Source organism: Clostridium cavendishii DSM 21758 (genome assembly GCF_900141845.1).
Taxonomy (GTDB): Bacteria; Bacillota; Clostridia; order Clostridiales; family Clostridiaceae; genus Clostridium_AG; species Clostridium_AG cavendishii.
Genome location: NZ_FQZB01000016.1, coordinates 97,705 through 110,752, shown reverse-complemented (window position 1 = coordinate 110,752; position 13,048 = coordinate 97,705). Strand labels below are relative to the sequence as shown.

Here is a 13,048-nt window from a genome sequence, read left to right as displayed (position 1 = left end):
TTATAAATTTAATTAGTTATCATCCAGTTCTTCAAATAACTTATTAGTAAAATCCCTACGTTGTCCTAATACTTCATATATCTTTTCTTCAATACTACCTTTAGTAATTAAGTAGTAATAAAAGCAGCTCTTCTTTTGCCCTATCCTGTGAATACGCTTTTTACTCTGCTCGAATAACTCACTAGATAGAGGTAAACTAAAATATATAATCTTATTAGCTTTCTGTAGATTTAATCCCATGGCTCCTGCCTGGTATTGAATAAGAGTTACTGAGTCATTATCTTCTTCATAACACCTTAAGTCTTTACGCTGACCATTAACTACTGATACTGTTCTTTCCATCCTTATACACATATCTTCTATCTTTTCTAACTCATCATTGAAGTTATAGAATATTATCACCCTATCATTTGTAGACTCTAATAAATCTCTTAACATAGTTGTCTTATTACTGTTGTATTGTGAACTAAGCTGTCTTTGATATAAGAGTTTAGTTAAACTTGTATCTCCTACTAACTCTTTGTCTTCAATCTCAATGAGTCTATTTTTAACAAACTTCTTATATTCTTTAGTTGACTCTATTTTTATTATGTTATCTAATTGTTCTGGAAGATCTATAACTTCTTCAGTTTTCATAAATACAGCTCCATACTCACGTAATTTTGCTTTAAGCCTGTCTATATTTTTATATCCAATTACTATTGGTACACTAAATCCGTTAATATCCATCTTTTTAGTAACTATATAAGTTTCCCAAAAAGCTTTTTTACTAATTTTCCACCCTAGTAATTTACATTGGCTATATAGCTCTTCATATTTCCCTCCGGTAGGCGTTCCACTTAATAAAATCACACTACTAGGTTTCATTTTAAGTATGAACTTAGTTCTATTAGACTTTTCATTTTTAATACATGAACTCTCATCTAACATTAATGTGAATTCTGATAACTCTAATAATTCTGGTCTACGCCATACTAAATCATAATTTATAATTATTATTGTTTTATCAGTTATATTTTTCATTGGCTTAGAATATATAATAGTGGTATAATCTTCATAGTAAGTTTTACAATGCTCATACCAATCTTGTATTTTTGATTTTTGGCAGATTATCAAATTTACTTTGGTATTGAGCTCTTTCATTTTTTCAGAACCAGTGAAAGTTTTTCCTAATCCCATGTCCAAATAATAAGCACATCTATTAAATTCTTTAGTGGCAGCTAAAGCTTTATTTTGATGTGGTAATAATTTAACTTCTATTTTAATCAACTCCTTTATAATCTTTCACATCTTCTAGCAATTCTTTTTAACCCTTGTTTTTTAGTAAAATCTATAGCTTGCTTAGTCGTATTAAACTTATCTCCAATTTCTTTTAAAGTTAAATCTTCAAAATAATATAATTCTATATATTTTCTTTGTAATTTAGTTGTTTCTTTTAAAAGTTCATTGACCAAGATCATGTTCTCTACTTTTTCAAAGCTGTTATCATCAACTAGATAAAATTCAATTAATCTTGTATTTTCATTAATTAAATCATCTAGTGATACTGTCTCTGCATTTTTCAAACTATCTTTTATATATTTAAGGATTATTCCCCATATATTCATAAAAGCATAGCTTGAAAATACTCCTCTTTTCTCATCATAAGTATTGCAAGCTTTTATTAACCCAACACATCCCATTTGAAACAAATCATCATATTCAAAATTACCTAAATAATTACTGAATTTTTTTCCTATAACATAACTCACTAACTTAAGATGATCTTCAGGTCTAATCATTTTCACACCTTCTTACAATTAAAATTGATGTTTCAACCAAGCTTATAACTTGATCTATATTTGTTCTTTTACCGAACCTGATATTATTAAATTTAATATAATCCATTGTCATATCTAATGCTTCATTAAATTCATCTTTAGTACAGCTAATTTTTAATTGTTCTCTTATGCTGCACTTCATTTTATTTAAACCTCCCCTAAATAGTTTCATCTATATATGCATAAACTGCATTATATTTACTAGAAGGAACATCCTCCCACTTTGTAACCTTAAACTCTTTAAAAACCTTATTCTTAGCATTTATATACTGTAAGCTTGATGCAGTTATATATTTTCCATGCGCTTCTGATAATCTTTCTTTTAATTTATCTGTTAATTTTTTTGTATTAACAGCTCTTAATCCTATCAATGCTTTTAAGTCTTCTCTATCTTGATCATATATGATAGATTGATCATACATTAATTTAGTCATTGTATTTACTTGATTTTTAGTTTCTACTATTATTGGTGCAAATTGCTTTGTTATTTCAGTAACTAATGTTGGTACTATAGATTTAACAGTTTGTCCAACTAAACTTGCCACTTCATTATTACTAACTATTAATTCACTACGCTCTCTTTTCTCATCTAATGTAACCAAGAAATTTTTAAATTTATTAGCTTTTTCACTATGACACTCTACTGCTAATCTCTTAGCTAACCAACTACTTATATAAATACTGTTACGGTCATCTGTATTTTCTATTTCATCTAGAATGTAATTTATTTCTTCTAAATATTGTTTCGGAATATCTTCCGAAATTATCTTTTTAAACTTTTTAACTACTCCACCTGCCTGTTTCCAATTTACATATTCCTTATTTCCCTTTACTTCAAATAACCCACAAGACTTAGCTACGTGAACTAAATTTATTAATTTTTGACCTTTATCAGTAATAACTGATATTTCTTGTCCCTCAAACACTGTAATATCGTTCATTTTTTCTCCTTTCTAGTTACAAAATTTATAGAGTATAATGTAGAGTGTTTAGTTTTTGCCTACTAAATTAATTATTTTAGAACTTTCAACTAGTATATTACCTAATACTTTTCTAAGATTTGCATTTTGCATTTTTAATTCTTCTAATTCTTTTTCTAGTCTTTTCTTTTCAATAGGCGAAAATCTTTCTAATTCGACACCCTCTAGCTGTTCTATATATCTAGGGTGAAACATCATCCCAGGAACACCTTTACAAGGAGTCAATATTCCATCCCTGACATATCTTCTTACTGTACCTTCATCTTTCCGCCATCTAATAGATAAATCTTTAATAGAAAACAATTTTAATTCCATATTTCATCCTCCTTTCCTTATCTAGTGTATGTTATCTTTTCATACATCAAATCTTATTTTGATATTAAATTTTAAAAAATAAATTAGATTTATTTTTTTATTTATCTCAACACTCATAAAATTTAACAGTTGGCTTCATTTTTATAACTATTACTGATTTAAATATTCCATTGTACATTTGAGTTTGAATACACTTCCCAAACATTGTAGTTTGAATTAAATTTTGTTCTTTTAAATCCACAATATCTATCCCATCTTTAAACCTAATTCTATTTCCTTCAATATTTTGGTTTATAACTTTTAACTCTCTTCCATGTATATTAGAAATCTCTTTACCAAGAATTGCATTTCTACTTTCTCCAAATTCCCCTTATATATCATGAAATTTCATTCCATCAATATTTTTAATTTCTTTGACTAATAATTGATTATTCATTTTTACTTTTCTCCCTATTTTTCAATTTGTCCCAATTCTTCAACTTTCTTTATTAAATGAGAAACAGGTACTCCAATCCCTTTTGCTATCTTTTCTAAAGTTTCAATTGTAGGATTTGAATTTTTTCCATTTGTAATTTCACTTAATGTTGTTTGTGACATATTAGCGTTTTTAGCAATTCTATATTTTGTAATTTGTTTTTCTTGTGCTAAAACATTAATTGCTTCTCCAATTGACATATTAATTTAACCTCCCTCATTGGTTTTTTATTACGAAGTACTTCGTTGAATTTATAATACTACGTAATTAAGTTTCTATCAAACGTAGTATTCCGTTATAATTGATTACTTATCTAAACTAACCTCCACTTTCTTAAAATTACTTCGTTTTACTTGACATATCGTTTAAACCGTTGTATACTTCGTTATATAGAAATACATATAAAGGAGCTAATTTTATGTTTAATAAAGACTTAATTTTAAAATCTATTAACAATAAAGGGTGGAGTAAATATAGATTATGTAAAGAAGCTAACTTGGCACAATCTACATTGAGTGATATTATTAACGGAAAAAATTCAAATCCTAGAATGGACACAATACAAAAAATTGCAACTGCTTTAAATATGGACGTACATGAATTTTTTGATGAAAGCTTCTCATTAAAGAATGGAGATATAGAGAAATTTGACTCTACAATAGATACTAATAAATTAGCAAATGAAGGTAAATTAATAGATTCAATTCAAAAAACTTATGGTAAACAATCAGTTGAACTTTTAGAAAACTTTTTAAAATTAAATGATTTAGGAAAAAAGGAAGCTACTAAAAGAGTTTCTGAATTAAATTGTATTCCAATGTATTCAAATCAGAATGAACTATCTGCTACATTAGAAGATATGTTTACAACAGTTGCTGCACATAATGATAATTTGACAAATGAAGAGGCAGAAGAAATGGATAGAAGAATACTGACTGAAATAAAGAGACTTAAATAACTGGGGTTGATTACATTGACTAGATATGAAAAACTATTAATTGAAGCTGAAAAACAGACTGTTATAGTATTAGAACTTGATCTTGGTACAAATAAAAAATGTGGAAAGTATATTAGCAATAAAGAAAAAAATATTATCATTATCAATTCTAATATGACTGAAATTGATAAATACGAAGTATTGGCAGAAGAATTAGGTCATCATCATACTACTTTTGGTCATATAACTAATCAAAAAGATATTAGAAATAAAAAATTAGAACTTATTGCTCGTAAAGATAGTTTTAAAATTTTAGTTGAGCCTAATGATGTGGTTGAAGCTATGAGGTATGGTGTTACTACTATATATGAAATGGCTGAATATCTTAACATTACTATAGACACTCTTTTAAATATTCTAAATGAGTGGAAAAAACAATATGGAATGGGGATTTTTGTTGGTAATTATTATTTACAATTAGAACCCTCTTTTGGAATCATTAGGGACTTCGGTGGATTATTTAATTATAATAATTTTTAAATATATTATAAACTTGCTAGATACCTAAAGGTCACTAGCAAAAAAGAAAGGAGGATTTAGTGAGAATTGGTGCTTATTAATATATTTCTCACTAAAAATATATTATGGAATATAATGTTACTTATAGAAAAAAGGATAATGGTATTCAAGTAATTATAAGTTACAAAGATAAGTTGAGTAAATGGAAGCAAAAAAGTAAACAAGGATTTCCAGATACAAGAGAAGGTACTAAAAAAGCTAAAATTGCTGCTGATAAAATGTTACAGGAATTGAAAGAAAAACAATCTCTCAATATCGTTGAAGGTAGTGAAAATTTAACTATTGGTGAGTTAAAGAAAGACTATTTAAATCATATTAAAACACACAGGGAATATAATACTTTTAAAAATTATGAGCAATCTCTAAATTATTTTTCTTTAGATGATATAGAAGTTGCAAAACTTAAATTAGCTGATGTACAAAAATGTGTAAATGCATTAGCTAATAAATATTCTTTGGCAACAATACAGAGAAGAACTACTATTTTTAAATGTATGCTTAACTTTGCACATAGACAATATAATATTCCAGTAGCTAGTATTGTTAATTTAACTTTACCATCCACTAAAAGCTCTACTGACAAGAAAGCCTTAACAAACGAAGAACAAATTAAATTATTGAACTTTTACGAAACAAAAGGTAATGATTACTATCTCGTAACATTATTGGCTCTGAAATGTGGCCTAAGGGTAGGTGAGATATTAGGACTTACATGGCGGGATATTGATTTTGAAAAATCAATAATTGACATTAATAAGCAATGGAAAATTGATAAATTGACAGAAAAATATAATTTTGGAGATTTAAAATCCAAGAATTCATACAGAATTGTACCTATCCCTCCAAAAACATTAAATCAACTAAAAGAAATTAAATTAAAACTAGAGAATGATAAGGTTGTTGATTTTAATTTAAATAATTCCCGTCTAATAGAATCCACTAGCACTTATAGCATGAGTTCTAATTTAGGTAGACAATTACAAAGAAAATTCGGTATCTGCATACATGAATTAAGGCACACTTATGCTACTAATTTAATTAGCAACGGGATTGATTTTAAAACAGCTGCTAAATTGTTAGGTCACGATATAGAACAGACTATGAAAACTTATTCTCATGTAACTGATGATATGATGAAAAAAGCTACTGATTTAATCAGTAAAATTTTTTAATTTGAATTTTTGACGAATTTTTGACGAATTCATTTTTCGACAAAAACAAAAGTCCTCGCAACTTAGTAATTGCAAGGACTCAAAGGCTTAATGCCAATTATTCATAACGTTATCCCACATCATCTTACCACACTTAGCTAATGTAACCGTACCATAGACTGAGTTTGGTATACCTGTAGACATCACACTAAATGTAAAATTTCCTTTGTGTAGATGTATAAGTGCTGTATCATTTTCAACACCTTGCTTATCACCTGTTTTACTAGATATATCATATTTCAAATCATCTGGTATATATAGAGCTAATTTGTTCTTAATTTGTTGCCTACTTAAAATATCAATAAGCATAGTACTATTTTTTTCATTTAAATATGTTGTTTTATAAAGATGCCTCCAAATTCTAGCTAAATCACTAGCTGATGTAAGATTCTCAACTTCTGGTTTAACATTTCTTTCATCTGTAGTTTTTCTATTTAAAACTGTATTAGTTAAACCCATTTCTTTTATAATTTCATTTATTCTTTCTATAGAAACTATATCTATAATTTTATTAGCAGCAGTATTATCGCTTTGTATAAGCATCGCAACTAATAATTCAAATATAGTATATTCCCTTTCATCAAATTCGTGAATTATTCCTGTTCCATAAACCTTATCTTTACCTTCTATTTTTACTTTATCTAAAAAGTTTATCTTTCCTTCTTCTTCATTTTTTATTAAAGCTATTGCTATGGGGAGTTTCATACAGCCTGCCGCAACCATTGGAACGTTTTCATTGTAGCCATATATAAAACCGCTTTTAAGATCTTCAAAGAAAAAACTATATGACCCAATTCTTGTTTCTAAATATTTCTTTATCTCTTTCATAATACCCTCCAGCTTTCTTTTATAATCTATACCTCTGATAAAATTATATCATATTTTCAGAATATTTTGAAGTGTTTCGCATATTAATTTGAAAATTTTTCTTATATATACCATCAATGGTCTTTTAATTATATTTTATCAAATATAACTTATTTTATTAAATATAACTTATTTTATAATAACATTATTATAAACATATTTTTAATTATTTATTAAAAAGTAATTTTACAATATTCCAATGTTTGCTTTACAACTTACAAAAAATTCATTCTTATATATATTTACACAAAACATATAACCTATGCTTAAGTTAATTCTTAAACATAGGTTATTACAATCTATATTATTCAGCAAATGATATTCCTATCTTCTTAGCAGTTTGAACTATTTCTCCATCTGGATCTACACACTTAGTTTGACCTATAACATCTTCTAAACTTACATAACTAGTTGTGTCTCCCTTTAGGCAAACCATATTACCAAATTTGCCTTCATGAATTAATTCAACAGCTTTAACACCATATCTTGTAGATAAAATTCTATCATATGTTGAAGTATTTCCACCTCTTTGTAAATGTCCAAGAACTGTAGCTCTTACTTCATGATTTTTAATTAATTTTTCTAAATCATCTGCTAGCTTGTGAGCAATCCCACCTAATCTAATAGGATCTGGACTATCTTCAACTATTTTTGAAACTACAACTTCTCCATTTTTTGGCTTAGCTCCTTCGGCAACAACTATAATTGAATATTCCTTGCCTAATGCTTCTCTCTGTCTTATTTTGTCAACTATTTTGTTAATATCATAAGGAATTTCTGGAAGTAAAATTACATTAGCAGAACCTGCAATACCTGCTTCCAAAGCAATCCAACCTGCATTTCTTCCCATAACCTCTAAAAGCATAACTCTATGATGAGATGCTGCTGTTGTTTGAAGTCTATCCAATGCTTCTGTTGCAATATCTATAGCAGTATTAAATCCAAAAGTTACATCAGTTGCTAAAAGGTCATTATCTATTGTTTTAGGAACTCCTATAACATTTACTCCCTTTCTAGCAAAATCTCTAGCTGAAGTTAGTGTACCATCTCCACCTATAACAACTAAAGTATCTACACCTTCTCTTTTTAGGTTCTCAACTGCTACATCTGAAACATCCTTCTTAATAATTTTCCCATTTTCCTCTACTTGATAATCAAATAAATTATCTTTATTAGAACTATGAAGTATAGTTCCACCTCTGTGTAGGATTCCAGATACAGTATCAAGGGTTAGAGGAATAAAATCATTATTATATAGTCCTCTATATCCAAATTTGTAACCTATAACTTCATATCCATATTGTAGAATTGCTGTTTTAGTTACCGCCCTAATTACTGCGTTTAATCCTGGACAATCTCCACCTCCAGTAAGTAATGCTATTTTTTTTGTTTTCTCTGCCATCTCACATTTCCCCCTCTACCATCAATGGTTTTTAATATTATTTGAAGTTTTTAAAGTTAAATTACGACAAAATACTGCAAATGTTTTCAAATAATCTTAATAGGATTAGTACTATTTAATAGTAGCATAATTTTTTAATAAAGAAAAGTAGTATTTTGCTAATATTTAAAATTTTATATAATATTCTAAATATTGCTTTAATTTCACAGTATTTTCTAAATAACTATCTAATCTTTCATTATAACTAATATAAAGTCAAGTAAATCTCTAAAACTTGATTGTCCAAACTGGCTTCATAAAAGCACTTCTAAAATAAAAGTTTTTTCTAATACAAAAGAGCAATGAAGTTATTTCATTACTCTTATCTTTCGTAAAATTTATTTAATTATTCCTGCAAATATAAACCCTACTAGGATTAATCCTGCAATTACTCTATATATTGCAAATATTCTCATAGGTTTTTTCTTTAAATAACTTATAAATCCATCAATTACTAACATTGATACTATAAATGCCACTATAAAACCTATAATTAAGGCTAACCAGTAATTAAGTGTCATTTGATTGTAATATTGAAATTTTTTAAGATCAAGTCCTGAAGCTCCAACCATAGCTGGTATAGCTAAAAAGAATGAAAACTCAGCTGCTATAGTTGTATTTAATCCTGATACCCATCCACCCATTATAGTAGATGCACTTCTCGACATTCCAGGCCACATTGATATACATTGAAAAAATCCTACTTTTAATGCTTGAGCTGGAGTTATTTTATCAATATCTCTAACTACTTTAGATGATTTAGCATTTTTTCTAAAATTATTTTCTATTACTATTAATAATATACCTCCAACTATAAAACCTATTGCAACTGTTTTTACTGAAAAAAGATACTGTTTTATATATTTATGTAATCCTAAACCAAATACCATAGCTGGTAAAGTTCCAACAATTACATTTATACCAAATCTAAATCCTATCTTTGTATTTTGTGTTTTCTTACCAAAAATAAATTGAAAAAATTCCACTACTGAATCTTTTATTTTTTTCCAATATAAAACTACAACTGCAAGTATAGCTCCTAGCTGTATTACAACTTCAAATAAATCTGCAAAAGCTTTTGTAAACTCTGTATTTCCGTCAAACCCTATAAGTTGACCTACAAGTATCATATGTCCTGTTGAAGATATAGGGATAAATTCCGTAAGACCTTCAACTATAGCTATTATAATAGCTTTTAAAATATAGAAAAAATCAATTCCCATTTTTTACACTCACTTTCTGTTATTAAATTATATACCTTATCTATTATAAAATTTAATAGAAATATTGTCCAGTCCATTAATATTAATATTATGTAACTAACCTAGTTAAAATTCATAAAACAAATTTTTTGAAATTATATTATAAAAAAATAAAGAGGCAATTTGTTGCCTCTTTAAAACTTTAGTAGAACAATGTAAAATCAGGTATTTTTATAGAATTACCTTGTTCTTTATTATATTCATCATATAAAGTCTTTGCTTTTTGATAATTTTCAGTAATAGTCTTCTTAGTATATTCATCAGTTGTATCTGTAAGTCCAGTATATGCAGCCTTTAAATTTACCATACCACGTTCAACTTCACCTTCTACTGAAATATAATAGCACCCTGCATTATTTAATGTTAAAATATCATTTTTATCAACTGCATAGGCTGCCCTTATTTCTTTCAGCCCATCAACCTTTTTATCTGCTTGAACATATATAGTTCCAAGTGTTCTATGATATTTAGGTATAGCTTCATCAATACTTATACATTTTTTTAGAAGCTCTACCGCTTCATCGTTTTTATTTTCTTTAAGTTTAATTAATGCCATATTATATACAACTTCTGCATCTTTAGGTTTTATAAGCGACGCTAAGCCAAAATATTCTAATGCTTTATCAGAGCTTTCAGTTGTATACCAATAATAGTTTGCGATTCCTATCATTATATTATAATTAAATGGCTCTTTTAATAGTGCAGTTCTAAAATAAGGTTCTGCCTCACTACTCTTATTAGTTGCTTGCATAATTTCTGGCATTAAGAATCCATAGTTATCAGGATATTCCTTATTCTTTAATATACTTTTATCACAATATTCTAAAGCTTTTTTATAATCTTTTTTATTAAAATAATACCATGCTGCTGTATGATATACTCTATAATCATCCTTATTTTTTTCTATTATACTTTGCAAAAGTTCTTCTGATTCTTTAATTTTACCTGTATTTTTAAGTGCTGAAGCTCTTATAAGTTCTGTTGCAAATTTACCTAAATCCTTTCCTTTTAAGCTATCTAAAATATTTAGCGCTTCTTCTGAAGATTCTTCATTCATAGAATGTATTTTTGCAATCCATATTTTATACGCTATATTCTTATCATCTTTTTGTGATAATACATAAAGTTTTTCTAAAACAAAATTTCTATTATAAGCTGAAGTTTGAGCTATAACATCATAAACTTTATATTCATCTTTATCTAAATTATAAGCTTTTTCTAAAAGCTTATATCCTTCATCCCAATTATCAACTAACATATTCATTCTAGCATAGACAGCTAAATCATATGCTGTATTATCAACCTTATACTCCTTTAAAAGTTTCATTGCCTTATCTGCTTGTCCATTAGCCATATAAACTGTAAACATAGTTCTTATTAATGGCTTATTAGTAGGATATTCTTTTAAATATTCCTCTCCATCTTTAAGAGCCTTATTAAAATTTTTATTCATAAACTCAGTAAATACTATATAATTTGTCAGTTCTTCATCCTTAATTTTTATATCATTGCCGTTATTTTTCTTTTTATAATTTTCTCTGTCTTTTATAACTTCATCTATTATATCATTAGACTTAACAATATTACTTTTTACAGAATACACTTCAGCTTCTTTAATCTTCCAAATTGGCCAACTTTCATCTTTTGCAAGCTTTGAGTATTCATTTATAGCATCATCGTATTTATTCTTATAAAAGCATTCTTCTGCTTTGTTATTAGTTATTTTTATCGTATTTATTTTATGTATATATCCCCCAATACAAATAGCTATAACTATTACGCCTAAACCTATCCCCGTTCCAATTATAAATTTCTTTTTCTTACTTTTGTCCCATTTTTTAACCTCTGAAGGTGAAAAATTCTTTAATTTTATATTTTTGAAATCTATTTTTAGACTCTTATTTTTAACAACTTGTAAAACGTTATCAATTATCCCTTTAATTTTCTCTCTATTTTTTTTCATAATTCCTCCTAATTATTCTCTCCTATTTTAATATTAACAAATATTTTGATATAAATCTACATTTTTTATCATAAGAAGAATTCTAAATTTTAATTTTTTTATTAAAACCTATTTCTATGAAAATATGATGGTATTACCTCACTTACAGGCATAATATTATAAACTCAAACAAATAATATTTTTAAATTTTTATAAAATCATATTGCTTATTCTAACCTTTGGAAGCTGTCACATTTCTTACTTTATTGGTAGTTTTATCACTTTATGATATAATAGTTTTTATAAATTATGTAGTCACTAGCTAGGAGGGCTAAAATTGAAAACTATAGATATCTCAAAAAAAGTATTGATATTATGTATAATATTCATAATAGCTTTAATTTCAAGTACACTATTAATGCTTTTTAATAAAAATGTATTTATTCGTGTAAACTACGAATTTTATTCTATTACTTCAAAACTAAATAAAGCGCCTAAAAAAGCTACTCCAAAAGTAGCTTCTGAAATATATATATCTGCTATAGGAGAAAATCTAAATCGAGATAATTTCAAATCATCTTTAATTGAGCAAGATTTTATTTTTATACCTCAAGCTACTAAAGCTTTAAAATCACAAAATAATTTAAATCTAGTAATGGGTGATTTAAATGATACTGATAAAAAATCCTTAGGTAAAATTCCTTTAGCAAATACTAATACAATGTATTCCTCAGATTTTAAAAAAAATAAAATAGCTTATTTATATTATGGAGGAAATTTTGAACCCAAAGAATTAGCAGCACTTATTAATTCTATAAAAACCTTGAAAAAGGAGAATTTTTCCATAATGCTTAGTTTGAAAAACTTTCATAGTAAAGAATCCTTATATTTATTTGCAGATCTTGGTGTTAACGTAATATTTACAAATTATAATTCTGGGTTAAGCCTTGAAAGGTATGAAAATTCATTAATAGTCTATAATTTAAATAACGATGATACTATGATGTTAAACTTAAATTTTGTTTTTTCAGAGGATTTATTAGCTGCTATAGGTATAAAAATAACACCTTCTACAGCAATTCAAAATAAAACTGAGCTTTTAGCTAATATAAATAAGAATTCAAAAGGTTTTTTATTTGAAATAAAAGAAACTTTCAATTTTATAAGCTTATAAAATTTGCCTTAATTTAAAATTTAGTGTATAAAATTTAATGATAAC

15 protein-coding genes are annotated in these 13,048 nt (G+C 26.8%); 4 read left to right on the top strand and 11 right to left on the bottom strand.

What is annotated here, in order from left to right; translation table 11 throughout:
* Positions 1–12: 12 nt before the first annotated feature.
* The 7 genes from BUB01_RS18290 to BUB01_RS18265 all read right to left on the bottom strand — a co-directional run bounded on the left by BUB01_RS18290 (position 13) and on the right by BUB01_RS18265 (position 3,790).
* Positions 13–1,269, bottom strand: a complete 1,257-nt coding sequence (locus BUB01_RS18290; RefSeq protein ID WP_242958440.1) for a DEAD/DEAH box helicase — start codon at positions 1,267–1,269, stop codon at positions 13–15.
* 5 nt (positions 1,270–1,274) lie between these two features.
* Positions 1,275–1,781, bottom strand: a complete 507-nt coding sequence (locus BUB01_RS18285; protein ID WP_072991548.1) for a sigma-70 family RNA polymerase sigma factor — start codon at positions 1,779–1,781, stop codon at positions 1,275–1,277.
* Complete coding sequence (locus tag BUB01_RS18280; RefSeq protein WP_072991545.1) at positions 1,774–1,962, bottom strand: hypothetical protein; 189 nt, start codon at positions 1,960–1,962, stop codon at positions 1,774–1,776. The genes BUB01_RS18285 and BUB01_RS18280 overlap by 8 nt, the downstream gene beginning before the upstream one ends.
* A gap of 16 nt (positions 1,963–1,978) precedes the next feature.
* Complete coding sequence (locus BUB01_RS18275; protein WP_072991542.1) at positions 1,979–2,761, bottom strand: hypothetical protein; 783 nt, start codon at positions 2,759–2,761, stop codon at positions 1,979–1,981.
* Between the two features lie 48 nt (positions 2,762–2,809).
* Positions 2,810–3,115: a histidine kinase gene (locus BUB01_RS18270; RefSeq protein ID WP_072991539.1), complete on the bottom strand. Its 306-nt coding sequence runs from the start codon at positions 3,113–3,115 to the stop codon at positions 2,810–2,812.
* A gap of 106 nt (positions 3,116–3,221) precedes the next feature.
* Entirely contained in the window at positions 3,222–3,356 is a 135-nt protein-coding gene (locus BUB01_RS23860) for a hypothetical protein (RefSeq protein ID WP_278337151.1), read from the bottom strand.
* Positions 3,357–3,565: 209 nt separating this feature from the next.
* Positions 3,566–3,790, bottom strand: a complete 225-nt coding sequence (locus BUB01_RS18265) for a helix-turn-helix domain-containing protein (protein ID WP_072991536.1) — start codon at positions 3,788–3,790, stop codon at positions 3,566–3,568.
* A 218-nt stretch (positions 3,791–4,008) separates the two neighbouring features.
* Here BUB01_RS18265 and BUB01_RS18260 point away from each other — a divergent pair, with 218 nt between their 5' ends.
* The 3 genes from BUB01_RS18260 to BUB01_RS18250 all read left to right on the top strand — a co-directional run bounded on the left by BUB01_RS18260 (position 4,009) and on the right by BUB01_RS18250 (position 6,278).
* Entirely contained in the window at positions 4,009–4,548 is a 540-nt protein-coding gene (locus BUB01_RS18260) for a helix-turn-helix domain-containing protein (RefSeq protein WP_072991533.1), read from the top strand.
* Positions 4,549–4,563: 15 nt separating this feature from the next.
* Complete coding sequence (locus BUB01_RS18255; RefSeq protein WP_072991530.1) at positions 4,564–5,067, top strand: ImmA/IrrE family metallo-endopeptidase; 504 nt, start codon at positions 4,564–4,566, stop codon at positions 5,065–5,067.
* A gap of 104 nt (positions 5,068–5,171) precedes the next feature.
* Positions 5,172–6,278, top strand: a complete 1,107-nt coding sequence (locus tag BUB01_RS18250) for a tyrosine-type recombinase/integrase (protein WP_072991527.1) — start codon at positions 5,172–5,174, stop codon at positions 6,276–6,278.
* Positions 6,279–6,365: 87 nt separating this feature from the next.
* Here BUB01_RS18250 and BUB01_RS18245 read toward each other — a convergent pair whose 3' ends face one another.
* The 4 genes from BUB01_RS18245 to BUB01_RS18230 all read right to left on the bottom strand — a co-directional run bounded on the left by BUB01_RS18245 (position 6,366) and on the right by BUB01_RS18230 (position 11,850).
* A complete protein-coding gene (locus BUB01_RS18245; RefSeq protein WP_072991524.1) occupies positions 6,366–7,145 on the bottom strand; it encodes a serine hydrolase in 780 nt (259 codons plus the stop codon).
* Positions 7,146–7,488: 343 nt separating this feature from the next.
* The gene (locus BUB01_RS18240) at positions 7,489–8,586 is read right to left on the bottom strand and encodes a 6-phosphofructokinase (RefSeq protein WP_072991520.1); all 1,098 of its coding nucleotides are present in this window, start codon (positions 8,584–8,586) and stop codon (positions 7,489–7,491) included.
* 377 nt (positions 8,587–8,963) lie between these two features.
* Entirely contained in the window at positions 8,964–9,848 is an 885-nt protein-coding gene (locus BUB01_RS18235) for an undecaprenyl-diphosphate phosphatase (protein ID WP_072991517.1), read from the bottom strand.
* A 181-nt stretch (positions 9,849–10,029) separates the two neighbouring features.
* The gene (locus BUB01_RS18230; protein ID WP_072991513.1) at positions 10,030–11,850 is read right to left on the bottom strand and encodes a tetratricopeptide repeat protein; all 1,821 of its coding nucleotides are present in this window, start codon (positions 11,848–11,850) and stop codon (positions 10,030–10,032) included.
* A 316-nt stretch (positions 11,851–12,166) separates the two neighbouring features.
* On the opposite strand from BUB01_RS18230, the gene BUB01_RS18225 reads away from it, so the two are divergent.
* Positions 12,167–13,003 carry a hypothetical protein gene (locus BUB01_RS18225; protein WP_072991510.1) on the top strand — a complete coding sequence of 279 codons (837 nt, stop codon included), beginning with the start codon at positions 12,167–12,169 and terminating at the stop codon, positions 13,001–13,003.
* The last annotated feature ends 45 nt before the right edge of the window (positions 13,004–13,048 follow it).

What these genes read in the sequence shown, in the direction of transcription:
- BUB01_RS18270 (WP_072991539.1), bottom strand. Translation starts at nt 3,115, where the DNA reads ATGGAATTAAAATTGTTTTCTATTAAAGATTTATCTATTAGATGGCGG.
- BUB01_RS18245 (WP_072991524.1), bottom strand. Translation starts at nt 7,145, where the DNA reads ATGAAAGAGATAAAGAAATATTTAGAAACAAGAATTGGGTCATATAGT.
- BUB01_RS18235 (WP_072991517.1), bottom strand. Translation starts at nt 9,848, where the DNA reads ATGGGAATTGATTTTTTCTATATTTTAAAAGCTATTATAATAGCTATA.
- BUB01_RS18260 (WP_072991533.1), top strand. Translation starts at nt 4,009, where the DNA reads ATGTTTAATAAAGACTTAATTTTAAAATCTATTAACAATAAAGGGTGG.
- BUB01_RS18230 (WP_072991513.1), bottom strand. Translation starts at nt 11,850, where the DNA reads ATGAAAAAAAATAGAGAGAAAATTAAAGGGATAATTGATAACGTTTTA.
- BUB01_RS18265 (WP_072991536.1), bottom strand. Translation starts at nt 3,790, where the DNA reads ATGTCAATTGGAGAAGCAATTAATGTTTTAGCACAAGAAAAACAAATT.
- BUB01_RS18275 (WP_072991542.1), bottom strand. Translation starts at nt 2,761, where the DNA reads ATGAACGATATTACAGTGTTTGAGGGACAAGAAATATCAGTTATTACT.
- BUB01_RS18240 (WP_072991520.1), bottom strand. Translation starts at nt 8,586, where the DNA reads ATGGCAGAGAAAACAAAAAAAATAGCATTACTTACTGGAGGTGGAGAT.
- BUB01_RS18250 (WP_072991527.1), top strand. Translation starts at nt 5,172, where the DNA reads ATGGAATATAATGTTACTTATAGAAAAAAGGATAATGGTATTCAAGTA.
- BUB01_RS18280 (WP_072991545.1), bottom strand. Translation starts at nt 1,962, where the DNA reads ATGAAGTGCAGCATAAGAGAACAATTAAAAATTAGCTGTACTAAAGAT.
- BUB01_RS18285 (WP_072991548.1), bottom strand. Translation starts at nt 1,781, where the DNA reads ATGATTAGACCTGAAGATCATCTTAAGTTAGTGAGTTATGTTATAGGA.